The sequence below is a fragment of the Spirosoma daeguense genome, assembly GCF_054776875.1.
This window is the reverse complement of record NZ_BAAHBF010000003.1, coordinates 641,466-665,539: the sequence shown is the minus strand read 5'-3', so window position 1 is coordinate 665,539 and position 24,074 is coordinate 641,466. Positions and strand designations below refer to the sequence as shown.

Here is a 24,074-nt window from a genome sequence, read left to right as displayed (position 1 = left end):
TATCTTTCGAATAAGGCCTTATAGTCGAGTATACGCTGTCAGTATAAAGAGCTATCTACACCGATGCATCCATCCTACGTTACGGCTTTTTCAACGGATTTATATTATCAAACAATACTATATTAAATCAGATTGAAAAAGGGCTGAGTAAGCCATAAAAGATAATCACTTACAATATCAAACCCTATTAATATGAAATCAGAAAAAGACTTAAATCGGTTTTTAGAAGCTCAGGTCAATGACTACGAACGAGCACTGGCTGAAATCAGAAATGGACACAAACAGAGCCATTGGATGTGGTACATCTTTCCTCAGATTTCAGGGTTGGGCTATAGTGAAACGGCTAAATTCTATTCTATTGCTAACATCCAGGAGGCTAATGACTATTTAGCGCATCCGACTTTGGGTAGTCGATTAATCGAAATTTCTCAGGCATTGCTACGTATTGACGGTAAATCCGCGAATCAAATACTGGGCAGCCCGGATGATATGAAACTGCGGTATAGTATGACCCTATTTAGTTTACTGAACAATACCGATCCTGTTTTTCAGGCTGTTTTAGCTAAATTCTTTGCAGGCCAGCCTGATCCAAAAACGCTTTCACTTGTTAAAAATGTCAGGTAATTGCGTTTGATTCCGGTTTTGGCGCAACAGGATCTAAGTGAGCGACATTAAGGAGTAATTTAATTCATCAAGTAATTCCAGCCTCAGTAGGTATCCCTTAACTGATTCTTAAGGTGTATACTTACTGAACAGTCACTTTATCAACGCCAGCTTCTAATGACTGCTGAATAGATGACGGCACATTGGACAATAGATCAAGACCCGTTTTGGCTTCTATCTCGTCAATGCTTGTCCGAAAGTTGCTCCATTTGGCATCACCCGATGCATTTGTGTTCGGCATCCAGACCGCAATCACCCGCGTCTGCGCAGTAATACGGCTCAGGTCGTTCGACCCAACTGGCAAAACCACAATCACTTTCCAAAGTGCAGCCGGAACAGTTAATTTGCCACCTGCCAGCGACGTAGCAGATCCATTGTCGCCTGTGCCTCCTTTACCCGATGGACCTGATAGTACGTAGAGTTCATTATCTTCAACCACCAGACTTCGACAATATTCTTCCAGCAGTCGCCACGACTGCCGGTTGAACGTAGGCGCTTGAGGAACAATATTAGATAGAATGAACGTAGTTCTGTTTTCTTCTGCCGTGCTGTCGCGATCATCACTCGGACACAGATGACCTCTATCAAAGCCCGTGTTTGTATAATCCGCGTGTCGTGCTACGTACCATCCAGAAAGCAAAACTGTTTCGGGAATAAAATTACCAGCATAACGGCTCGCGGACCCTTTCCAAGCTGAACTCAGATGCCAACTTATCCAATTGGCAATGCCGGTCGACTGATTATAAGAAAGACTATACGTAGCACGGGTAATCAGGTAAGCATTAGGACTGGCTTCACTAGTACGTGCACCATCGGGATTTCCTAACGCCAGATGGTCATCGCGGGTTGGGGTTGTATTGGTTGGAACTGGCTCAGGAGTCTGTTTACATTGAATCAACGTAAACAGCAATAGACCATAGGCTAAGAGCCGTAAGGTATTCGGTTTCATGAATTTGACAAAAAGAGGAAAAGGCGTGAGCCTTAAGCAAAGGTAAACAGGTAGTTCAAAAAAAGGCTTATGCGTAATTAACAGGTTAGAAAAAACCTATTAAAAAACTTAATGCTGTAATACGAATTCAATCGAAGGTTGCCGTCTTATGGCTCACAGGAAAAGGGGAATATTCCTGTTAATTTTCGATTATTATTTTACAGATTGATCTGCTGTCCATTCATTAATCTGGACTCAACCAAATGTGCTGTTTTTCGACGCACCAATTCCTAATAAAATACAATTCGTCTATACAATATATTACTTGTATTGAGTCATAAGTCGAATTAATCCCAGCGCTGTATTGTTTTATTTATAGAGTATCAGGTAGAAATTCCCCGGTATTCTATCCTCCATGTTCGAGCTGTTTGTGGGTGATGTGGTGTATTATGCCACGACCGATCAGACGTTAACTAAAGACAGGATTAAAGCCACTTGCAGGACAAAAGTAAAGGGAAGAAGTAGACACGTCTACATTCTTTACAATGGATTGAGCAAGTTGGAAGATGAATTATTACTGAGTCTCAAACGGGCAAAAAATCATTTTGAGCGAAGTAACATTATTCTTCAGATACCGAAAGGGCTTGATACGGACTAGTCACCGGCCCCATCTGAAAGCGATCAGGTGGGGCTTTTCTCTACCAGGCATGTCAATTTGTTGTTAAGGGTTGTCAGATGGTTTGTAGCAATTGATACGCTCAAATCTTGTGACAAACTCATCCGGTTAGGCAACTAGCTTGCATCGGTATTCATTCTTTAGCGTTTTAAGTGCTGGTTATGGGTTATTATTCGTTGCTGTTTTGATTTAAAGCGTAGATCATCAACTGCCGATAAAGCTGCGTGTTTGGTTGCCCTGCCTTGTACCCGAGCGCGCCACCTTCGCCATGAAGCCGGCTTTAAGTGGGCACGCATAAGCTCAATGACGATTTGCTCCGACAAGTCATATTGAGCCTCAATAGCCTCAAAGGGAGTTCGGTCTTCCCAAGCCATTTCAATAATACGATCCTGATCGGCTTCTGACAATTTGGATACAAGTTGCTCTGCTTTCATTGTAAAATAACCGGCTGGATCTGTATTTGTTAGAGTTCAATAAGTGGCGTGATCATTAGTGAGTGGCCTGTTTACCTCTGATTGTCCGTACCACAAGATGATGATGACTAAGGCCGTAATTGGTCACTTATCTGGCGTGGTCAACCAACGCTACGGTTATTCTCAGGTTTAACTACGAAAAATGACTATAACTCACCATCCCGAAACAGTATAAGTCTGTGCTTCAGTAAGGCATAACTTCTCCTAACCAGAAATCGGAACTAGCAACCCCGCTACTCATACCGCCGAACTGATAACGTGGCACACAGATAGTTTTGCCCTGTAGTAGTTCTTGGCCGATCAGGTTTTCGATAAGCAATACGAGCAATTCGTTTAGGTTAGTAGTCGATTCAGGGAATAAAAGTGTTTTACTCACCTGCATAAGTTCTTTCCATAAATACGGATCGCCACGAAGTCACCACTGTAACGGTTCTTTTCTAAATAGTATGGCTAACCGTTGATTCGTTGTTAATACGTCGTAAAGGATTTGGCGGTACGTATGAAGTTGCTCAAAACCTAAACGACTTCCTCGGCTACCAGCTACATTGAGCACTTCAATTTGATGTTCGATTAGCCAATCACGTAGTGTATCTGCTGTTGGATTAATGACGCAGGGCTTATCTGCCTTTCTGCATTCATGAACTGTTAGCGTAGTGCCTCCAATAACGTCGCCAAATACAACAGTTCCGTCCGATTGTTGAACGTTGCTTTTGGTACGTGGTGGATAATTGGCAGATTCATGTTCGGTGAGTCCATACGTAGTAGGCAATGAACTGTTAGGTCCATTTTCGGTCAAATATACTTTGGGAGCCACACCGCCTGTTTTAAATCCGAGTGCGTGAGCAATTTCCAGACCAAGCTGGTCGATACCTGTTTGGCCTCCCGACACAATTTGCTTTACTTTAAAAGAAGTCATCAATAACAAATCTTACATGGAACGTAGCCACTAGTACGCGCCTGAGCAACTGATACCTGACTAACACCATGTGTACACCGGGCGAGCCCACGGCACATGCCGCTATGGTAAGCATAGGCGCTGCGGCTTTCGCAGACAGAAACATAAGCGACACGGGGAGTTGGACGTTTGGCTTTTGATGGATAGCGATACGTTACCGATTGAGCCTGCGTAACGATAGAGAGAAACATCAGCAATAATATGGCTGACCAGTTCATTCGCGAGAAAGAGTTATAGTTTTTGGATAGAAGAGTTGAGTAGAAAAGTTTTACAAACCCATTAACTACCCATGATTCGTAAACTCTTTTCGTTTGTAGTCCGTAAACAGCATATCACGGCAACCTATATACGCAGTGAAAATGGAGCTAACGTATCGACCTCCACACGCGGAATGCCTCCGTTGAGATGTGCCTTTACATTCTGTGGTTCGGGCGCGGGTGCATTATCGACGTAGCGCCGGATGTTGTGGTTAAAATCTTCGTCGGCCAGTTCCTTCAGCGACACCTGCCATGAATACTTCGGCGCTTCGATATGATTGCAGTACACGTTCGAAATCTTCTCAATATCCTCAGGGCACAGCTTGTTCTGGTTTTTACCTTCTTTGTATTCCCGGTCGGCATTAATAAACAGCACCTGCCGACGCTGAGCGGCTCCCTGTTTGTTGATGATGAGCACACTGGCCGGAATACCAGTTCCGTAAAACAAACCTGCTGGCGGGCCAATCACCGCTTCGAGCAGGCCATTGGTCAGCATCCAATCCCGAGCCAGCTTTTCGGCACCCCCGTGAAACTTCTTCAAGTTCAGTCAACGCCTTGTTAAGCATTGACCCGACATCTTTTTTCAAGTGCCGTATGTTCTCCCAGCGTGAGCGTTCTGGTACGTAGAAATCATATTTGGATGGTGTTTCTAACTGAATCTGGATCAGGTCATCGGTCAGCCCTTTAGCGCTATAATCCTCCTCAAGCCGTCGGCATGAAATTTATCACTCAGTCGCTTCAAAAAAAGTACGCCGAAAATATGCTCTTTAAATTCTGACGCATCCATGTTACCCCGCAGAATATCGCAGGCTTTAAGCAGCAGTTGTTCGAGTTTTGACAGGGAAAGTTTTTGATTCATCTGTATATCTACGGCTTATGCTAAAAAAGGATGATATTGATGCATGGCGTTCTCCGCTATGGATAATTTTTTAGACAAAAGACTGGCAATATACTACTATGACTGCTACCAGCGCCACCCTGTACCGGATAAAAAGTAAGATTTTCGAATCTCTAACTACCCGTTCCTCGGCTTTATACTACAGATTATCAAAGAAGCAAGAAGAGCATAATCTCATATAGACTCTAAAACTGCAGGTTATCCATCGGTAATGAAAAAGGCAGGAGTTAGCTACCCCTACCTTTTTCGTCTTTAATATAGATACCAGTTTGTAGTGTGCCCATCCAGTCCAGCTCGTATCTGTTCTACAAACTGCAGAGCATTGACCGACCGCTCCAGAAACGTATCAATGTAACTCGACTTATTAACGCCTGTAAACAGATTATAAAGCCGCCATAAATTGATACTACCATCCGCTTCCCGGCAAAAGCTTTCATCCCGATAATAGTCTTTACAAACGGCTCCCAACTGAGTATCTCCAAAAAGTAAAGGAGGAATATGTTGTTTGTTCGTCGTTGCTCTCCTGCTGATACATCCGGCAACGCCCCAGCAGGAGAGCAAACTGCTGCTCAGATAACTCGTAATCGGGCAGGCTTTTTACTCGATGGAGTAAGCTGTTTTGATTATAGGACTCTAGTAATGTGTAGATAGCCATTCTCAGTTGAGTCAGGCTCTTTACCAGTATATCGCTATGATAGCCGTCTGTCCATACGCAGAGGTTCGTGCATACCTTGTTCTGAAAGCCGATGAAGACTTTAAAATGCTCGTTTGCCCCCTTCCGATTGTGAAGATTATCCAGATTATATGCCTTTACTCCGCCTATGGTAAGAGACAGCGTATTCCCTTCCACTATTTCCTGAATAGAGTCGATCTCTATTGCAAAAATCAGCCGCTCATAATAAAGTGTCTTCTCCCAATCCTGAAGCTGGTGGGCTGATTTGTTTCGCGCATCAGGTATACGACCTTTTATGGCATGAGAAACACGTAGTTGGGGCATCAGAATACGCTCCCCACGAAATACATCGCTGACTACATCCAAAGTAGCATCAACGAAATCACTCTGACTAATCAGCGGCTCATTGTCTTTGACGAATACCGGAATGATATGCTGGTGGCGTATTTCATCCTCCGTAACGACGATAGTATTGGCTTCAATTAATGCCTTGGAGCTAGATTGTGGCAATACAGCCTGAGTGACAGGTACAGGCAATAAGTCGATTTTAACAGGATTGTAGTCCATAGGGTGTAAATTGTTAATGGTTGAAAGGATTGAAAAACTTAGAAGTCAGACCGTGATTAGAATGCTCTTATACTACTTCATGATTCACAATAAATCTCTGTAATTAAGATCGTTACGAATTCATCATGAAGAAATATTTTGTCCCAGATTCATCCCTCTGATAACCTACTGAACCAGCGCAAACGGTTGAAGTCCAGCACGTACGTGCATACTATGTTAAGCGAACTGAGCAGCTGACACCACAGTCTGGAGTTAACCTCATAGGAGTTAACGCATGTAGATTTAACCTGAAATCTGTCAACTACGATGACCGGGGGTAGCTATAACATTGATTGACACCGGGGGAGGGTAAGGGGGTAGGTTCGTACTTGTGTGCATTCAAGGGATTATACCTCCCGTGAAATTTTTATATAATTTTTTACCAGTTAGGCCAGAAAGTAGTTCGAAGGTAGAGCCACTACTACTCTTTAATCGATAAGTGGCAAATCATAGCGATTATATTGGAAAGTCAACCTTGGCCCTAGGAACCATCTCGAGATAGTATTCAGAAGAAATGGGTAAGTAAGCTACGTATATGTTCGCTCGAACCCTGAAAGATTATACTCAGAAATGTCGCTGCTTAATTTGCCCCAATGAATCGTATACAGATTGTTAGTTGAGGTATTTTCGTCCAGGCCCATAGCGGCACATAAAAAGCATCGAAGACAAATGACGATTGAGTGATCATCTCAAATTGGCGGACGAAAACTGACTCTGTAGAAATGCTTATTCATTCCTAAATCAGAATGATTTTACACATAGCAACTATTTATTATTTAGTGATTACTTACAATTTAAAGATCTGCACAAGAAACAAGTTGCTCAATTTGTAGACTTTAATAGCTTTTACAGATGAATTCTGCCAATATCAGCTCAATTTGTAGAGCTAATCTGTAGACCTCCCACAAAATTACAGACCTCATACATCAATTTGTATATCAATCTGTATATCAACATGTTACATTTTAAAATTTCCTATAAATAGATTACTTTTGTAGCCACTTGTACCAATCCATATTAATATCGTGCATCAAAGTGTCGTCATTTTTGTAACTTCTCCGAAGGGGGGAAGCGGTAGATCAACTATCTCATGGATGTTGGCCGTCATGTGGGCTCAGGCAGGATATCGAGTAGCTATACTTGACTTAGATATAAATCAAGCATGCAAACGAGCTGCGCAGTATCGACCTTGTAAAAATCGAAAGGATAAACTTGATTTACCCGTAGTTTGGATTCATGACCCTTTACCCAGTAGCCTTGATGAATCCTTGGCAACATTTATAAACACATACGACATCATCATTATAGACGGCCCCTGTTTCTTTGATGAATGCACTCCTACTTGTATGAAGTACGCAGACTTAGTATTGATTCCTACATTGCCAAATAAACTTGATATCGAGGTACTCGTTGATAATTACCCCAACTTACAGAAAGCTATGAGAGCGCAAAATCGGCTAATTCCGGTGGGTATTGTAATTAACAAGGTCCCAGACAAGCAAAAGGAAAAAGCTCCTCAAATGATAATAGAAAAGGATTGCTTTAAGGATGCCTTTGTTTTCATCCATATTCTCCTTAATAGAAGCACTTATGATAAATCTTTCAACCAAGGCTTATGCATAAATGAAGTTTTGAACAAAGACAAAAATGAAACTGCAGTGAGAGAATTTGAAGATTTTTTTGTTAATTTAAGAAGCTGTCTAAAGATGATTGCTCAGTCATAGCCTCCTCTATTGGCGTATTAGTCAAGACATTATGTATGGTAAGCTGAATTAAAATGCCCAGCTGTCAAGAGTCTGGGCATTTTAATGAACAGAAAATTTATCCAGAGTAAGAGAGTTTAAACGTCCCTGACTTCCTCCTCAAGTTTTGCCAAAATGGGATATAGTACTTGCTGAGTTTCCTGAAGATTTCCCATCAAATAGTACCAGCTTTTTTGCAGGATGGTGAATCTAATTTTCTCAAGACACCCATAAACAAAATCCCTTATTAATTCTGGGGGATGGATGGCTTGGTACTTATAATATCTGCAGTTCAGAATCACTAATGGCAACTCAACCTGACTGCCAGTAAAATGATTATAAATGGCTTTTTCGACATCATCCCAGTAAGCCTCCTTTATGTATTCTTGAGCATCGTTAGTTTCGTCACGCCGTGATGGAGTGATCATGAAACACGATCTGACTTCGTCTGTGTCGACCGTTGTTCCAGCAAATTTAATGTTGAGTTGAGGATCAACTCTCAGAATCTGGGTTGTTTTTGACATGTTGTAAATTAAGTATGTATAAAAATTGAGCTAAAAGTGACTTTTGTTTTTATTGTGTTAATAATTCTAGCTGCACGTGCTACACAAATTGCACGTATAATTACTTGGCTATAGTGTATATCGTGCAGAACGTGCAGCCAGAAATCAATCATTTCCTGAGCTCTTCGGCCAAATAAATTACCCAGCCTATGTTCTTTCGCTCACTATGGAAACCATCATATCTCAGTCGCTTCATGAAGGTAGTTCTACTGACTGGGCGATGCCCGTCTTCCAGACAGAAGTTTCTGTACTGATTATAAAGGTCCTTAACAGAACGGTGGTGACTGGAAGATTTAACATATCTGAATTCATCCAGAAATAACTTAACAGAGTCCGACTCCAACTGATACGCTTTAAGCTGTTCTCGTACTGCTGGCGGATCAGTAAGTTTACGTTGTTCCAGTAAGTGCTTTAATCCGTTGAGAACCCAGTTAAAAACACCTGACAGCTCTCTCTGAATAATTTTTGAAGATAACTGCCTGTCTTGTCTTGATTCTGGTATGGTAACGTCGAAAGGTACAATCGAGAATCGGCGAAAAAAGGCTGGAGTCTGTTCTGCCCCCCTGGGTAACTCGTTACAATTAAAGATCAACTTGGCATAATTGGTGAGAATGAAAGGTTGCCCATATGGTAGACGCGCTTCAATAGGTTCACCTGAGGCTAGCTGTTTGAACATATTTGCATCCAGCTTCTCAGTAATCTCACTGGCATAGTTTACCAGCACATTTTGCAATTTGGCACGATGATACCCCTTTTCGTCTGTTAAGGAAGCCAGTGAGAAGCTGCTGACATTCTGTGTACCTAACAAAGCCAGGATAATCTCAAAGAATACGGATTTTCCGTTCGCTCCTGAACCATACAGAATGAGTGCTTTCTCTAATTTTAAGCAGTCTGAAGAAACAAACAGGTAGCCTATAAATTCTGCAAGCAGTCGTTGGCATTCCTCGTCCGGTTGTACAATACGCAGGTATTCGTCGAAAAGAGGAGATTGGGCGTCAGGATCATAGGCGAATGGAAGTTGATACGTCAGAAAATCGTTTTTATCCGCAGGGCGCAATCGTTGACCTTGTGGCGTGACTTCAAACGTACCGTTAGCTAGATTGATTAAAACAACATCTGACTCCCTTTCACGAACCAGAATACGAGACTGCTCCATGAATTGTTTATAAAGGCTGTCAATGAATAGATGATGCTTAGCATCATACTGATCAATGCCCATACGCTGTGCCAACCTACTTAAAAACTCTCTCAGTTCACCAGCATTTATTAATTTCCAGTGAGACCCGTCATAGATATACGCAGAATCGTTCTGCTGGCCAATACCCCATCCGTTTTGTTCAGCCTGCCTTAAGATTTCCTCCACAGCAATTATCTGGTAATGCTTATTTTTGAGGTTCTCTCCAGATTGTAACCCTGCACGCTCTTTAAAATCTATCGGCTCAAACTCCTCCTCTAATGTGGACATAATGTGTCTGGCTGTTGTTCTGGGAGCTTTGCGCTGCGTGATTTGTTCGTTGTAGCCGTATGTACTTTTAAGAATTTTCAGACGACTCAGTAAAATCCTAATTCGTTCAGATTGGTTGAGATGAGCTTTGACATTACTGTCAACAGGCACAGTGGTTGAAGAGAAAATCTGACTTTCTGCCAGCACTGCCTTCACCAGAGTTTCTTCTGGGGCTTCTGTATACAAAGTCGTCGTATTCTCTACGGTCGAGTTTTCCGTGGAAGGCGGCTCTATATTAATCTCGAAGTAGGTAGAAAGCAGCTCTGACAAATCATCTATCTGATTATCAATAGTGCTAGTTGGTGGAGCATGAAAGCTCGGCATGAGCTCATACGATTGCTCATGTGATGCATTTGGGAAGTTTATTTCTGTTTGCGCTTCCATCTCTTATTTACATTTTTGGGTGGAGGATAGATATTGTTCCGCAGCAAGGTTGATTTCGCACTTGGTTTTGCGATGCTGCACTTTCAACCATTGATCAATCTCTGATTTGAGAAAGACTAGGCGTTTACCCATCTTTTTGTGAGGAATCTCACGTCTTTGAACTTTACCGTACAAGGTAGTGATGGCCGGCTTACCTGGTAGATAACCACTTAGTTCTTCAATGGAGAACCACTTGTTAGTGTCGACGGTAGTAGAGTGGCGTATTGTGTAATCAGCAATGCCTTGTCGAACAGCATCCTGCATCATTTGGCTTAATTGGTCGCCTGTAAGTGTGGTAATAAACATTTTGCGGGGGTAAACTTTGATTTTACTTCGATTTCTGGGCCCTCGAAATCTGTTACAAAGCTCATAATTCACCCCCGCTGGCGCTCTATACTCAATATTGAGTCATGATTGCAAAAATTTTACAAATCCATGAATCATCGCTTAACATGCTCATTATTAGCAGTTTGTTGTTTTTTATTTTGAGTATTTTTTTCCAACATTTTACCCCACTGCTGTGTAGCTTTTTCTGTTAACAGTTTAAATATTTCCAAATGTGTTTCTTGGCTTGATTTTAATGCCTGGGATAAGAGCTGTGCATACCCTGAAAAATCTTCACCCATTGCGTTTCCGAAGAGGCTCATAAATTTTTCCTTGGTGAGTTCTGACCCATCAGCTGTATCAATAAGGTGAAGTTCGAATAGTGCGCTAAGAATACGGATCATATTGGCTTTCGCTCCCTGTCTATTATTAAGTTTCAGCTCGGGATTTTCCTCTGTTACCTCTTCTTCTGAAAATTTGAATGGCTTGGGTATTACTAACTCAGCATCACTTTTAATACGTGACTGTTCTTTTTCAATGAGTGTAAAGATGAGAAACAATGAATTTTTATTTTGACTTAATTCATCCAAGCAGAGGTCTCTGAACCGATTGAAGACAAAAAATTTTGCTGGTTCATTAAGTGGTTCGTAACTATCCCGTATAAAACGAGATGTAATGTATTCGGGAGCTCGGGTAGGCTCAGCCTCTGCAAAAATTAATTTGAGAAGGCAGTCTAATAAAAAATAATATTGTTTAGCCTCTAAAGGTAGTTTGCTTAAGCCATTCAGTATATCCAATGGTTTAGACAAATTACTCATAATCAGACCAAATTGCTCATATAATAAGTTAAAAAACTCAAGTGGACCAATAAAACCATTCCATTTATCAGAGTTTGTTAGACCGCAATAAATCTCATATGTAAAGGCATTAGTTAGATACTCCTGAACATCTGTTTTTGGCTTGAACTTAGGGGTATTCATAGCATTAAAATGTTTTAAAATTGTAATTTTATTTTATCTGCGGCATCCCGCTTGGATTGGTCTATGATTTTAGCATAAATCTGAGTCGTCTTTAGTTCTCGGTGCCCCAGCATTTTGGAAACGGTGTAAATGTCTGTACCGAGTGATAATTGGAGCGTAGCGTAGGTGTGCCGGAAGCAATGGAAAGACAAATGTTTACCGATTATTCCAGCATCCGTTGCCCATCGACGTAATACTTTATTGAGTGTTGCCGAATATTCAAGCTTTGGCAGAATGGGTAGATCGGCTTGTTGGCGATCACCTAAAATAGAGACAGCCTGCTCCGAAATGGGCATTACTTCAACGCCTTTGGTTTTCTTCTGAGTAAAATGAATCAGATAACCATTAGAAGGATCATGACGAATCTGTCCCCAAGTGAGCGCTGCAATGTCTGAATAACGTAAACCTGTCAGAGCAGAAAACAAGCCTGCTTGTTTAAGTTGAGGCATGGCCGGACAATCAGTACGCGCTAACATCTGTAACTCCTCTAGAGTCAAGTATTCGCGGTGTGTTTCGTCTGGTTTTATACCATCTACTCTTGCACCTATATCATTCGACAACAGTCCATCTTTAAAAGCCTGTTTTAAAGCGGCTTTGAATTTCCCAAAATACCCTACAGCTGAATTGGTTGCTAGCGCACCTCCATTACGCCGATTTGGCGCAGTGAGCAAAAATTCTTTGAAGGATTCGCATTTATAAACTGTCAGGTCCGCAAACCGCAGTGTACCGCCAGTGAAGTCTTTCAGATAATACAGCGCACTAATCCAATTATCGGCATTGCTGCCCTTCCGCTTGGCGGTTAATTGCTCAACGTATTTGACGAAACAGGCGCTACGTTGTCGCTTGGAAAGAAAACCATACGATCCCATCTGCACATCAATCTGTCGTTTAGCTCGAATGGTTTCGGCCAAAGCCAGCGCTTCAGAATTCTGTTCTTTATCGGCAGGGGTTTTAGGTCGGTTGAATAGATACATACCCAAAAACTCACGCCGGGTAGGTTTACCCGTATCCGGGTGAGGAATCGCTGGGTAGTAATCCAGAAACAAACTGGTGCGTCCGTTACTAATCGGCTTTTTACGTAGTTTAACTTTAATCATATTAGGGCAGTAGAGAGTAACTGATCAATACTAGACTTAGGCACATAAGCATAGATACCACTGTACTGTTTCGGAATCTCATGTCGATGAATGAGCTCATATAAAGCCTTTTCTGAGATTCCGTACTTCTCCCGTATTTCCCTCATAGTGTAGCAGTCTTCGAGAAGAATTGGAACAGGACGACTTTTCTCCATAAGTTCGGCTGGTCGGTCAAAGAGCCGATCTATGTCAGCACGCCGGATGACAGTACGCCGATTGAGTTTGACGAAAGGAATCTCCCCACGTTCGTTAAGCCGATACAGGCTACGGCGGCTGATACGAATCAGTTTAGCCGATTCGTCAATCGTTAGAAATTCCTGAGCCCTTATATCCTCAATCGGTCTGATTTTTACTTGCAAAGTCTGCTCGTCGCTTACCTGAATTTTTCCCGACCGTTGACGTGCTTTATATGCCTTTTTCGCACAAGCATCACTACAGGTTTTGGACGTTGTTTTACGGGCTTCAAATTCGTTGCCGCATTGTTGGCAGATGCGAGTTATACGTATGTTAGAACTCATATGTCATGATGTGTCACATACTGACATAACGTGCCCTGTTATGTCAGTATGTGCCATTATCTCCCCAAAAAATGGGCTTCTGAGATGAAGCCCACATAGGAGATACAATAAAGGTACAAATGATCGCTCAATAAATAAGTAACATATATTAATAAATGTATAGTAAATATATATAAAAAGCCCATTTTCAGGGCTTTACGTAATGTTTAGCAATAAATATTATACCTTTGTTTAGTGGTCTTACTTTCCGATACAGAATTTACTAAAAATCGAATCCAGCAAATCATCAGTGGTTATTTCACCCGTTAATTCACCTAAATGCTGGAGCGCAACTCGTAGGTCCATCGCCAGCCAGTCGGGCGTTACACCAGAATCAAGTCCATTGATCGCGCGGGCAAGTGCATTATCGGTTCCGGTCAGGTGAGCATAGTGCCGGGAGTTGGTTACAACAGCACTTCCAGTCTGAACAGCAGAATCCAATCGTACCCGGCTCGATAAGGCAGCTTTCAGCTCATCAAGATGTGTTTGCTGAGCAGCCGAAATCCAGACAATTGGTTCGTTCGCAATGTTTTCCAGCACTTGTTTTTTCGCATCATCAATGGCATCCAGCTTATTTCCCACTAGACTGTACGGCTTGCCCGATGAACGTATATCGTTAATGGCTAACTGGAAATCTTCGGGCGTAATGTTACGTCCATCAAACAAGTAAATGACCAAAGCCGCGTCTCGCATTTTTTGCTGCGTTCGCTCAATACCAATGGCTTCAATCTGATCGGTTGCCTGCCGAAGTCCAGCCGTGTCGATCAGCCGGAAACGGATGCCATCGATGAACAGTTCGTCTTCAATTACATCGCGGGTGGTGCCGGGAATATCCGACACAATTGCTTTTTCTTCGTTCAATAAAGCATTCAATAGGGTTGATTTTCCCGCGTTGGGTTTGCCCACAATAACGGTTGGCACACCGTTCTTTATCGCATTACCGGTCGAAAATGAGTCAATTAATGGATGTAACGCCCGTCTGATCGTCAGCATGAGTTGACGTAGTTGATCGCGGTGAGCGAACTCGACATCTTCTTCACCAAAATCGAGTTCCAGTTCAACTAGCGCAACAAAATCGATCAGTTGTTGTCGTAACTCTTTTAATTGCTTCGAAAAACCACCACGTAGCTGCGTCAGTGCGGCCCGGTGGCTGGCATCTGAATCCGACGCAATCAGATCGGCCACGGCTTCGGCCTGTATCAGATCGAACTGACCATTCAAAAATGCCCGTTGGGTAAACTCGCCCGGCCTTGCCAACCGAACGCCTTCAGCCATCAAACGGCGTAGTATCTGCTGAATAATGAACTCGGAACCGTGACAGGAAATCTCGACAACATCTTCTTTCGTGAATGACTTGGGTGCTCGGAATACAGTTATAAGCACCTCGTCGATAATACTGCCATCAGTGCTACGTATCGTTCCAAAATGGGCTGTATGCGACGCTTGGTCAGCCAGATTTTTGCCGTAAAAAATGTGATTGATTATATCGATGCTACGTTCTCCCGAAACGCGGATTACCGCTATGGCGCCAATTCCTGGGGCAGTTGCCAGGGCAGCAATCGGTTCTAATTGATACGTTGTCAAGCAGACAGGTTCAGTTTGATGTTTACTAATACCCGAACCTTTTGCAGGAATCAGGCGTAAACAGAATTTGAAAAAATAGGTAAGTGATTCAGTATGTTCACAACTCGTTTTTCGAGTGGAACCTGCGGAATGCCCAGCCAGTTTGCATACTGATCACCCAGAAAGAAACGCATTTCACCAGCCGCGAGGTTCCGAACCGATTCGCGACGGTTTTTATCAGCTCCTTTATCCGTAGGCGATCCTTGCGCCGGAATGCCAGCCGCCATAGCATTGAGCAACGCGTTGGTAAGGCCTATTCCTGCATCGGACGTAGCAAATTGCCGTCGACTAATGCTTCGGTCAAGATGATAAGCTTCTCGTAAGTTTTTAGGTAAAAGTTCTTCTGATACGCCATTTAGGTAGCCAATTACGTTGCTGTGGTGCAAATAATCTTCTTCCTGCTGTTGGCTCAAGGAAATGTCAAGCTTGCGTAAACCGCGTAACACAATGTAAGAAAAAGCCAGATTCGTGCCAGCCATATCTTCCTGATTAACAGGATGTCCCCACGTATCATTCCAGCGACTGGAACGTAGTGTATACCAACGTACACCTGCATGAATCAATCGTACTTTCAGTGTTCGTGAAATGGCTTTACCGGTTGTCCATTCTTTAGGATTATTAACAGCAAATATCCATTCCCCCGTTTCCTGCAACCGCCGAGTTGTGTCCTGTTTAATACGTTCGGTCAGCCAGAGTACCTGCGCTCCATGAGCACCCAGATAGCAATAGGGCAACGAATAACACCCCAGCAATAAGCCAATTTGCCGCCCGTTCTTTCGAAACAGGTCCATGCTACGTTTCATGCGAGTCCAATCAGCCCAGTCCGGAAGTTGCGAATATTGCTCGAAAAAGTGCCGTACTGTAGGCAACTGATCGGTGGTCGATACGTTCTCGGTATCGGCCAGCCAACGCATTAGTTTAGGCAATCCTGCTGCTCCTTCTGCATCAACAATTGATGTAATAACCGCATCGGCAGGAGCGTCGCCCTGCTGACGATAAACGGTCAACATCTCATCGGAGAATAAACGGGAAGGCTTTACGTGTACTACCATCGTGTTTGCAATTCTAAACACGTAACGATACGTAGTACGAATTGGTTTGTCGTTGATTACTCAGCTCGATGTAATCTAGAGTTTAATACGCATCCCATCGTAACCCAATCTGATGTTAGGCGGAAGCTCCTTCTCAACGTCCCGATGTAAACCCAGTTTATGGCTGATATGAACGAAATAGGTACGTTCGGCATCGACACGCTGCGCGAGCGCAACTGCCTGATCGAGCGTAAAGTGGGAAATGTGCGGCTGACGTTGCAGGGCATCCAACACCAGCACTTTCGTTCCATACACTTTCTGTAACTCTTCGTCAGAAATGAAATTAAGGTCGGTGAGGTACGTGAAATCGCCCACGCGGTACCCAAAAACGGGCAGTCGGTGGTGGAGCGTATCAATCGGAATAAAAGGAACGCCAAGGACGTCAAATGGCTTATTTTCAACCTCATTCAGTTGAACGTGAGCTACTCCGGGATATTTGTGTTCGGCAAAAATGTAGGCAAATTCGCGCTGTAACTGCGCCAGAACCGACGGGCGGGCGTAAACCGGAATGTCTTTACCCGATTTAAAATTATAAGCCCTGATTTCGTCGAAACCAGCAGTATGATCTTTGTGTTCGTGGGTGAAAATGACGGCGTCGAGCTGCTGGAGATTCAGCCGTAGTACCTGCTGGCGAAAATCGGGACCAGTATCGATAATGAAACTGCGACCATCCACGGCAATGTGTACCGATGAACGAAGTCGCTTATCCCGAAAATCGACAGACCGACATACTTCGCACGTACAGCCAATCAAAGGAACACCCGACGATGTTCCTGTCCCAAGCAGGGTAATAACCATAATGGCGAAAGAGTGAAAGAGTGAAAGAGCGAACGATAAGCCAGTTATGGGGCTCACTCTTTCGCTCTTTCACTCTTTCGCTCATTATATTTTAGTCTGTCAACTGATTCACTACTTCTACCAGCCGGTCGAAGTTGAGGGGTTTCACCAGAACATCGTTGAAACCAGCCGTCTTAAATTCTTCTTCGGTATAGTTTTTCGCGTTACCGGTGATGGCGACAATCGGAAGGTTGGCTTTTGTTGAATCAGGTAATGCCCGAACCCGGCGCACACACTCCATACCATCCATCAATGGCATGTTGATATCTAACAGAAGAATGCTAAAGTCTTCCTTTTCCAGAATCTGCAACACCTGTTCGCCATTTTTAACGGCGGTGATATCGTAATTCTGAAACTCAAGAATTTTGCGGGCCAGATTCTGGATAACGGAGCTATCTTCGGCAATCAGGACACGTTTGGAAGCTGACATAAGGCTTGTAAGATCGTGTTACGTTTTTAACGTGGTGAAATTATAGAGTTAAAGTTGAATACCCTAAAAATAAGCCCAAAAGTTATATTTACCTGTTATTTCACTTTTTAGTAACAACCTGTATGAAATACCTTATTCTCTCTCTCTTCCTTCTCAGTACCAGCAGTTTTGTATTTGGCCAAACCAAACAGATTATTAAACCTCGAAATGCCCCATCTCTCCCCTACCCGTTTAGTCCGGGCGTGGTGAGCAATGGATTACTGTTTGTGTCGGGTCAGGTAGGTACCGATGCTTCAGGAAAACTGGTTGCAGGCGGCATTGAAGCCGAAACCACACAAACCATTCAGAATATTGAAGCCGTTTTGAAAGATGCCGGTACATCGCTCGATAACGTAGTAAGCGTAACGGTGTATCTGACCAATATGGACGATTTTCCGAAAATGAATGCCATCTACAAGCAGTTTTTCAAAGAAGGTAACTATCCAGCACGCACAACCGTAGGTGTCGCGAAACTAGTACTGGGGGCCAGTGTCGAAATAACGATGACGGCGGCCGTTCCTCCACGCAAAAAATAACATCAATACACTAACAATCAGTACCTTACAAGTATTTTACATCTTTATTTATAGCCATTATTACGTACTACGTAGCGTCAGAAACTGTTTGACTTAATCAAACGTACTCTGTCAAATCTTATTTCCGTAAAGAAAGTGCCCTAATCGCCCGGTTCGGCTTGCGATTAGGGCACTTTCTTTAAAATTCAAACTATGCCCATAATCAGGCAGTTATATCGACTATGAAAACATACTCAACTACCAGAACAAGAGAATTATGGTTCTTGACCAACGTACTGACAGTTAGCCTGTTTACCGGTTTGCTATCCTGTAGCCAAAGCAGCCAGCCTACCAATGGCCCAACGCAGCGACTTCGGGTTGAAGTGGGCGAAATAAAGGAAGTTTCATTACCAGCACGTGGTGACGGTTCGAGCGAATTAATTGGCGCATCCGACAATCAGGAAGTTGTTGAAGTATCCCGGCAGCAGTTAGCTCCTCCCGTCGATACGTTACGTCGCGATACTACTAAACCGACTGTTTTCCAGATAAAAGGGGTTACGGCTGGTACGGCCAACGTTGTTTTCTCGGCCCGACCGCTGAATCAGTCGGGAGCTGGTCAGCCAATCCGAACCTACGTAGTGCGTGTGGTGGCCAAGTAGTAGTCAACCACAGCTCGTTTTCTGCCAGTTATTCAGTCAGAACCGCTACGTATCAGATCTGGCTGGTTGTGATTTCAGCATGAGTATACCTTTGTTTTCCAGTTCAAACGCTGGAAACAACAACAAATCAACTCATGACTTCAACACTTATTTCGCTGGCTATCGGTTGCCTTTTCCTTACAGGCTCTGTTTTCGCCGAAACTCCTCCCAACCCATCGAACGATAAACTACACGACATCCTTCCTGTTGTTAATCAGAAAGTTACTTACATCGACGTAGTAGATTGTGGTAGTGTAACGCAAACAGATATATTTCGTCGGGCACGTCTCTGGATAGGTCAGTTCAACCTGTCGGCACCCGCTACGTTCCCGATTATGGACAAAGAAACGGGTGATCTGGCGGGTCGATTGACGCAAGTGATACGTCTTCCGCGCACCGAAACGTCGCCCGGCGGTGTTTACACATTTCACTATAGCTTAAGCATCGAGTGCGCCAACCGAAAATACCGCGCAACCATCACTCGTATCGACCTTGAAGAAAACGGAACGGATAAACGAATTTCTATCGAAACCTTCAGCCAGAAAAACGAGAAAGATGCTCAGGTGATTTATACCGAACTAAACAAACAACTTACCGGCGTTCTTACGTCGTTACAGGAAAGTGTCAAAAACTACAAAGCCTTTTAAGGCTTACAAACTAATTTTCGTCCTTCTCTCTGATTGACAAATATTTAGGTCTTCAATAAAAAAAATCCTGACTATGGTTAGTCAGGATTTTTTTTATTGTCTTACTTCTTGTCGAGTAGCTGTTTAACTAGTTGCTTTAACTCGTCCATTTCGGCGCGCAGTTGCTGATTTTTTTGTTTCTCAGCCTTAGCCTCTTTCTCAATCTGAATACTGTACAGCGTTAATTCTTCAATCTTTTCCAAAAGTTTGGCATCCATCTTTGCTACATCAATACCTTTTTCAACGACCTCTCCTGCCGACGGAACACCGGGCAGATGTTTGTTTGTTTGAATAAACTTCTCTACTTCTGAGAGTTCTTTCAGTTGATAAGCATTATCAAATACATAGTCGCTCCATTCTGAGGTGTTTTTGACAGCAACCTTCACTTTCTCTGTTAGAATACCATCTTCCACAAACAGTTTATAACCTGTTGGTGTTTGTGAAACCTTGCTACCAATTATAACAGCGTCATCTTTACTGCTTTGTAAATACTTTCCAGTACGTTGCCAAAATGATTCAGCAACACCTTCTCTGGCCGTACTATTTACACTTCCTATAACAACGTCTCCATTGGCATCAACAGTCAGAAACTTATATTGATTGAACGCTGTGGCTGGCGAAGCACTGGTAAGATTGGTAAAACGCAATCCTGATTGATTAGAACTACCTTTTGTAATTTCCAGCTTGTTGCCGGGCGCAGAATTTCCAATCCCCACATTAACACTGGTATTTCCCAGAATCATCGCATTGGAAGCCGTCACTGAGGCATTATAACCGATAGCCGTTGAATTGGTTAAGGTACCACTACCCACTGGATTAGTAGCGGCTACGCCGATAAAAGTATTGTTAGAGCCAGTTGTATTATTGATACCAGCGTAACGACCAATAGATGTGTTATTTCCTCCGGTAGTGCTGTTAATAAATGCCCCATCACCAATACTAGTATTACCTACTCCTATGGTATTTCCTCCCCCCGAACCATTACCAATAAACAGATTATAAGAACCGTTATTATTGGAACCAGCCTGATTGCCCATAAACAGATTTCCTATGCCAGTTGTGTTATTATATCCTGCTTGATGGCCGATAAATACGTTAGACTGGCCGGTAGTATTCGAATAGCCACTTTGATAGCCTAGAAATGTATTAGCCATTCCAGTGGTGTTTTCTCTACCAGCGACTTCTCCCAAAAAGGTATTAAAAGCGCCGGTGGTATTAGAAAAACCCGTGTTATTACCAAGGAACGAATTAGAATACCCTGTTGTGTTGGCAAACCCTGCTTTAGAACCTACAAATAGATTCCCCGACTGAAGGTTATTTAAACCGGCCGAGTCACCGATCATAACATTGTGACCACCCGTTTTCCCCGCATAACCTGCGTATACACCTATTGCAATATTCGTATTACCTATAGTATTTGAATAACCAGCATAGTAACCTAAAGCAATATTATAAAAGCCCGTTGTATTCGAATATCCTGCTTTATTTCCAAAAAAGGAGTTATAAATACCCCATGTACTAGAATAACCAGCTCTAGTTCCCACAAACGTATTGCCAAAGCCCAAAAACGTATAGCCCCTCGCAGGAATAGTGTAGCCCGCATCATGACCCACCAGAACATTTTCGGTACTGGGTTCGACTGAATTAGCCACATTGGCTACATAATTAGTCGATTGAGCTACTAATTGAATACTAATAAACAAGAACAATAAACTGTAAAGTATTTTCATGTGATAAATTGTATAATTTGTAAAAGTTAAAAGTAGTGAGCTACTGTTAAATACCGATGAAGAGATTAAAATCATTTTAATCTCTTCCAGACGTTTCTTTGTACCTTCACTCCTCTTTTTTAACTCCATGCACACTCAATCGTTACGTTATCTGCTGCTAATCTCTGGCTGCCTGATGAGTTGCCTTGCTGGTATGGCACAGTCACTCACCCGTACACCTTATTTACAGGCTGTTACGCCAACAGGTATTACCATACGCTGGCGAACCGATCAACCGACTGACAGCCGGGTTCGGTTTGGTACGTCTCCAGGGCAGCTTAATCAACAGATTACCAATCCGGGAGGCACTACCGAACATATCGTTACGTTAACAGGCCTCCAGCCTTCTACCCGCTATTACTACGCAGTTGGTTCATCGGCTGGCGACGTACTGGCGTCAAACGATTTGTATTTCAAAACGTCGCCCACACCGGGTTCCACGGTTCCGGTACGTATTTGGGCGCTAGGTGATTTTGGCAATGCTTCGGCCAATCAGATGGATGTATTGCAACGGTATCGGCAAGCGGCTCAAACACGTCCGGCCGACATCTGGCTTTGGCTTGGCGACAATGCGTATGATCAGGGGTTCGATTGGCAGTATCAGCAAACGGTATTCACTATATATAATAACGAACTCAAACAACTCCCGATCTGGCCAACGCCCGGCAACCACGAGTACATCGACCAGCCTACCAACCTCAACATCGATTATTTCAATATCATAACAGTGCCGCAACAGGGCGAAGCGGGCGGAATTCCGTCGGGGTCGAAGATGAATTATTCGTTCGATTACGCAAACGTTCATATCATTTCGCTGGATTCTCAGGGGCAGGATGGCACCCGACTTTACGATACAACCGGGCGGCAGGCTCTATGGCTCAAACAGGATCTGGCCGCCAATAAACTTCCCTGGACAATCGTATTTTTCCACCATCCGCCCTATAGCAAAGGCCCGCGTGATTCGGATGCATTTCAGGAACAAGTCCTTATTCGACAGAATCTTACGCCAATCCTGGAACGTTACAACGTCGATCTGGTGCTAAGTGGTCACAGCCATCTTTACGAACGTAGTTATTTGATGAAAGGCCATACCGGGCCAGCAACCAGCTTCAACGTGAATCAATACGCTGTTTCGACCAGCAATGCCCGTTACGATGGTTCGGCGAATTCCTGCCCATTCATTAATAAAACATCGGGCACTGTTTACGTAGTGAACGGGAGTGGCGGACAACTGGGCGGGCAGGCGGCTGGCTACCCGCATCCGGCGATGATTTATTCGAATAATACCGTTGGCGGTTCCATGCTGATTGATGTAAATAACAACCGACTCGATGCGCAATGGCTGGCTTCCGACGGTACGGTAAAGGATAAATTCACGCTATTCAAGAACGTAGCAAAACGACATTATTTCTTTACGGCTCCTGCTACGTCCCGAACATTAACCGCATCCTGGCCCGGTGACTATCGCTGGACCACAAATCAAACCAGTCGTACCATCAATGTAGCGCCCAGCAATTCTACTACGTACACTGTAACCGACCAGTTTGGCTGTGTGACCGACGTATTTACGGTTGATGTCGATAACTCGGACGAATCGGACGTAACGTTTTCCGGCGAAATGATTATCGACGAAGATAAGCAACCAGCAACGGTACGTATCACATTACCGACCAGCCAGAATATCGATCTGCACGTAACAGATAGCAATGGGCTGGTTCTGCTCGAAAAGCAATACGCCAACGCTACCCAAATTAGCGAAGCTGTATCGTTGCCGGGGCCGGGGCAATATTGGTTTATAGCACGTAGCGGCACAAAACTTATCGGACGTATCAGCTTCACGAAATAACGGCTAGATAAAACTCTTTTCACACCCGCATTAAATCCGAAACACTGTTGTTGGCTGTATATACGTACCAACAACCACTAACTGGCTTCTGATCAAGCGGTCTAAATCATGTTTTTTGTTCGATTGCTCTGGATATTACCCGTTACGTTGCTATTACTTACCGTTTTGCTATTCACGGTCAATGAATATGCTGTTGCACAGGGAAGTAAGCGCATAAAAGATATTTCGTACGATACGTCCGGAGCATCTTCGGAAAGACACCAACTCGACATTTACACGCCTTCGTCAGCCTCAACGTCGCTACGTCCGGTGGTTGTATTTATTCATGGCGGGAGCTGGAATAGTGGAAGCAAAAATATGTATGCCTTCGTTGGGAGACGGCTGGCAAAACAGGGCGTTGTAGCCGTATTAATCAATTATCGGCTTGCTCCTGCTGTTGAAGTACCAGCTATGGCGAACGACTGCGCATTGGCGGTTTACTGGGCCACCAAACACGTAGCAGAATACGGTGGCGACCCCAATCGTATTTTCGTAATGGGTCATTCGGCAGGAGGTGGTTTGGCAGCTTTGTTGGCTACAGAAACAAGCTATTTTACAAAACTTGGATTACCTAAAAATCCGACAAAAGGAGCCATTCTCGATGATCCGGCGGGGCTGGATATGTTCGATTATCTATCAAAAATGCAATACTCAGGCGATGAACAATATCTGGTCCCTTTTGGGAAAGATCCGGCCGTCTGGCGAACGGTTTCAGCTTTGTATCATGTCGATAGCACTACGCCCCCAATGCTACTCTACATAGGAGAGAAAACCTATCCGGGCATTATTGCGAGCAGCCAGAAGTTTGATAAAAAGCTACAGCAGTTTGGTATAAAGCATACGTATACCATATTGTCCGGCAAAAAACACGTCGGCATGGCCACGCAATTGTTCTGGAAAAACAACATCATCTACCGCGACCTGCTGCAATTTGTTGGTCTATGAACTAGTGTCAACTTTTAATAAAGACATTTTCGAGTGCTGACTTTATCATTCCGACGATAGGAGGAATCTCAATTTGATCGTAACTCAAGCTTGAGATTCCTCCTATCGTCGGAATGATAAAGAAATTACAGTAATATCTTCACGTTTAGCATTTTACTC

27 protein-coding genes and 1 pseudogene are annotated in these 24,074 nt (G+C 43.5%); 7 read left to right on the top strand and 21 right to left on the bottom strand.

What is annotated here, in order from left to right; translation table 11 throughout:
• Positions 1 to 192: 192 nt before the first annotated feature.
• A complete protein-coding gene (locus ACYVD4_RS11835; protein WP_460945744.1) occupies positions 193 to 624 on the top strand; it encodes a DUF1810 domain-containing protein in 432 nt (143 codons plus the stop codon).
• 121 nt (positions 625 to 745) lie between these two features.
• Here ACYVD4_RS11835 and ACYVD4_RS11830 read toward each other — a convergent pair whose 3' ends face one another.
• The 10 genes and pseudogenes from ACYVD4_RS11830 to ACYVD4_RS11785 all read right to left on the bottom strand — a co-directional run bounded on the left by ACYVD4_RS11830 (position 746) and on the right by ACYVD4_RS11785 (position 6,090).
• Entirely contained in the window at positions 746 to 1,612 is an 867-nt protein-coding gene (locus tag ACYVD4_RS11830) for a DNA/RNA non-specific endonuclease (protein ID WP_460945741.1), read from the bottom strand.
• 795 nt (positions 1,613 to 2,407) lie between these two features.
• Positions 2,408 to 2,701: a TIGR03643 family protein gene (locus ACYVD4_RS11825; protein ID WP_460945739.1), complete on the bottom strand. Its 294-nt coding sequence runs from the start codon at positions 2,699 to 2,701 to the stop codon at positions 2,408 to 2,410.
• Between the two features lie 223 nt (positions 2,702 to 2,924).
• Positions 2,925 to 3,116 (bottom strand): hypothetical protein, encoded by a 192-nt coding sequence (locus ACYVD4_RS11820; protein ID WP_460945737.1) that lies wholly within the window; start codon positions 3,114 to 3,116, stop codon positions 2,925 to 2,927.
• A gap of 39 nt (positions 3,117 to 3,155) precedes the next feature.
• Positions 3,156 to 3,656, bottom strand: a complete 501-nt coding sequence (locus ACYVD4_RS11815; RefSeq protein WP_460945735.1) for a YpsA SLOG family protein — start codon at positions 3,654 to 3,656, stop codon at positions 3,156 to 3,158.
• Entirely contained in the window at positions 3,656 to 3,913 is a 258-nt protein-coding gene (locus tag ACYVD4_RS11810) for a hypothetical protein (RefSeq protein WP_460945733.1), read from the bottom strand. The genes ACYVD4_RS11815 and ACYVD4_RS11810 overlap by 1 nt, the downstream gene beginning before the upstream one ends.
• Before the next feature lie 124 nt (positions 3,914 to 4,037).
• The gene (locus ACYVD4_RS11805; protein WP_460945731.1) at positions 4,038 to 4,493 is read right to left on the bottom strand and encodes an N-6 DNA methylase; all 456 of its coding nucleotides are present in this window, start codon (positions 4,491 to 4,493) and stop codon (positions 4,038 to 4,040) included.
• A gap of 46 nt (positions 4,494 to 4,539) precedes the next feature.
• A pseudogene (locus ACYVD4_RS11800) lies at positions 4,540 to 4,611 on the bottom strand (hypothetical protein); the annotation flags it as partial.
• Positions 4,612 to 4,628: 17 nt separating this feature from the next.
• Complete coding sequence (locus ACYVD4_RS11795) at positions 4,629 to 4,811, bottom strand: type I restriction-modification system subunit M N-terminal domain-containing protein (protein ID WP_460945729.1); 183 nt, start codon at positions 4,809 to 4,811, stop codon at positions 4,629 to 4,631.
• Between the two features lie 291 nt (positions 4,812 to 5,102).
• Positions 5,103 to 5,318, bottom strand: coding sequence for a DUF3871 family protein (locus tag ACYVD4_RS11790; protein ID WP_460945727.1), 216 nt, complete (start codon positions 5,316 to 5,318; stop codon positions 5,103 to 5,105).
• The gene (locus ACYVD4_RS11785; protein ID WP_460945725.1) at positions 5,302 to 6,090 is read right to left on the bottom strand and encodes a DUF3871 family protein; all 789 of its coding nucleotides are present in this window, start codon (positions 6,088 to 6,090) and stop codon (positions 5,302 to 5,304) included. The genes ACYVD4_RS11790 and ACYVD4_RS11785 overlap by 17 nt, the downstream gene beginning before the upstream one ends.
• Positions 6,091 to 7,154: 1,064 nt before the next feature.
• Between ACYVD4_RS11785 and ACYVD4_RS11780 the strand changes: the two genes are divergently transcribed.
• Positions 7,155 to 7,853 (top strand): nucleotide-binding protein, encoded by a 699-nt coding sequence (locus ACYVD4_RS11780; protein WP_460945723.1) that lies wholly within the window; start codon positions 7,155 to 7,157, stop codon positions 7,851 to 7,853.
• Positions 7,854 to 7,969: 116 nt separating this feature from the next.
• Here ACYVD4_RS11780 and ACYVD4_RS11775 read toward each other — a convergent pair whose 3' ends face one another.
• The 10 genes from ACYVD4_RS11775 to ACYVD4_RS11730 all read right to left on the bottom strand — a co-directional run bounded on the left by ACYVD4_RS11775 (position 7,970) and on the right by ACYVD4_RS11730 (position 17,378).
• Positions 7,970 to 8,395, bottom strand: coding sequence for a hypothetical protein (locus ACYVD4_RS11775; RefSeq protein ID WP_460945721.1), 426 nt, complete (start codon positions 8,393 to 8,395; stop codon positions 7,970 to 7,972).
• 148 nt (positions 8,396 to 8,543) lie between these two features.
• Positions 8,544 to 10,322 carry a DNA primase family protein gene (locus ACYVD4_RS11770; protein ID WP_460945719.1) on the bottom strand — a complete coding sequence of 593 codons (1,779 nt, stop codon included), beginning with the start codon at positions 10,320 to 10,322 and terminating at the stop codon, positions 8,544 to 8,546.
• Positions 10,323 to 10,325: 3 nt separating this feature from the next.
• Entirely contained in the window at positions 10,326 to 10,667 is a 342-nt protein-coding gene (locus ACYVD4_RS11765) for a helix-turn-helix domain-containing protein (protein WP_460945717.1), read from the bottom strand.
• Between the two features lie 134 nt (positions 10,668 to 10,801).
• The gene (locus tag ACYVD4_RS11760; protein ID WP_460945715.1) at positions 10,802 to 11,665 is read right to left on the bottom strand and encodes a hypothetical protein; all 864 of its coding nucleotides are present in this window, start codon (positions 11,663 to 11,665) and stop codon (positions 10,802 to 10,804) included.
• A 14-nt stretch (positions 11,666 to 11,679) separates the two neighbouring features.
• Complete coding sequence (locus ACYVD4_RS11755) at positions 11,680 to 12,801, bottom strand: tyrosine-type recombinase/integrase (protein WP_460945713.1); 1,122 nt, start codon at positions 12,799 to 12,801, stop codon at positions 11,680 to 11,682.
• Positions 12,798 to 13,358: a helix-turn-helix domain-containing protein gene (locus ACYVD4_RS11750; protein WP_460945711.1), complete on the bottom strand. Its 561-nt coding sequence runs from the start codon at positions 13,356 to 13,358 to the stop codon at positions 12,798 to 12,800. The genes ACYVD4_RS11755 and ACYVD4_RS11750 overlap by 4 nt, the downstream gene beginning before the upstream one ends.
• A 240-nt stretch (positions 13,359 to 13,598) precedes the next feature.
• On the bottom strand, positions 13,599 to 14,981 hold the full coding sequence (gene mnmE, locus ACYVD4_RS11745; RefSeq protein WP_460945709.1) for a tRNA uridine-5-carboxymethylaminomethyl(34) synthesis GTPase MnmE: 1,383 nt from the start codon (positions 14,979 to 14,981) through the stop codon (positions 13,599 to 13,601).
• A 50-nt stretch (positions 14,982 to 15,031) separates the two neighbouring features.
• Positions 15,032 to 16,072: an oxygenase MpaB family protein gene (locus ACYVD4_RS11740; RefSeq protein WP_460945707.1), complete on the bottom strand. Its 1,041-nt coding sequence runs from the start codon at positions 16,070 to 16,072 to the stop codon at positions 15,032 to 15,034.
• Positions 16,073 to 16,147: 75 nt separating this feature from the next.
• Complete coding sequence (locus ACYVD4_RS11735) at positions 16,148 to 16,909, bottom strand: MBL fold metallo-hydrolase (protein ID WP_460946217.1); 762 nt, start codon at positions 16,907 to 16,909, stop codon at positions 16,148 to 16,150.
• A gap of 91 nt (positions 16,910 to 17,000) precedes the next feature.
• Positions 17,001 to 17,378: a response regulator gene (locus ACYVD4_RS11730; RefSeq protein WP_460945706.1), complete on the bottom strand. Its 378-nt coding sequence runs from the start codon at positions 17,376 to 17,378 to the stop codon at positions 17,001 to 17,003.
• Positions 17,379 to 17,500: 122 nt separating this feature from the next.
• On the opposite strand from ACYVD4_RS11730, the gene ACYVD4_RS11725 reads away from it, so the two are divergent.
• From ACYVD4_RS11725 to ACYVD4_RS11715, 3 genes are all read left to right on the top strand, one after another.
• Entirely contained in the window at positions 17,501 to 17,953 is a 453-nt protein-coding gene (locus ACYVD4_RS11725) for a RidA family protein (RefSeq protein WP_460945704.1), read from the top strand.
• Positions 17,954 to 18,174: 221 nt separating this feature from the next.
• Entirely contained in the window at positions 18,175 to 18,591 is a 417-nt protein-coding gene (locus ACYVD4_RS11720) for a hypothetical protein (protein ID WP_460945702.1), read from the top strand.
• A 134-nt stretch (positions 18,592 to 18,725) separates the two neighbouring features.
• Positions 18,726 to 19,277, top strand: coding sequence for a DUF4468 domain-containing protein (locus ACYVD4_RS11715; protein WP_460945700.1), 552 nt, complete (start codon positions 18,726 to 18,728; stop codon positions 19,275 to 19,277).
• Between the two features lie 101 nt (positions 19,278 to 19,378).
• Here ACYVD4_RS11715 and ACYVD4_RS11710 read toward each other — a convergent pair whose 3' ends face one another.
• Complete coding sequence (locus tag ACYVD4_RS11710) at positions 19,379 to 21,175, bottom strand: TMF family protein (protein WP_460945698.1); 1,797 nt, start codon at positions 21,173 to 21,175, stop codon at positions 19,379 to 19,381.
• On the opposite strand from ACYVD4_RS11710, the gene ACYVD4_RS11705 reads away from it, so the two are divergent.
• Together ACYVD4_RS11705 and ACYVD4_RS11700 are read left to right on the top strand one after the other, a co-directional pair.
• On the top strand, positions 21,174 to 22,931 hold the full coding sequence (locus ACYVD4_RS11705; RefSeq protein WP_460945696.1) for a purple acid phosphatase family protein: 1,758 nt from the start codon (positions 21,174 to 21,176) through the stop codon (positions 22,929 to 22,931). The two genes, ACYVD4_RS11710 and ACYVD4_RS11705, sit on opposite strands and share 2 nt — an antisense overlap.
• Before the next feature lie 108 nt (positions 22,932 to 23,039).
• Positions 23,040 to 23,915: an alpha/beta hydrolase gene (locus ACYVD4_RS11700; protein ID WP_460945694.1), complete on the top strand. Its 876-nt coding sequence runs from the start codon at positions 23,040 to 23,042 to the stop codon at positions 23,913 to 23,915.
• The last annotated feature ends 159 nt before the right edge of the window (positions 23,916 to 24,074 follow it).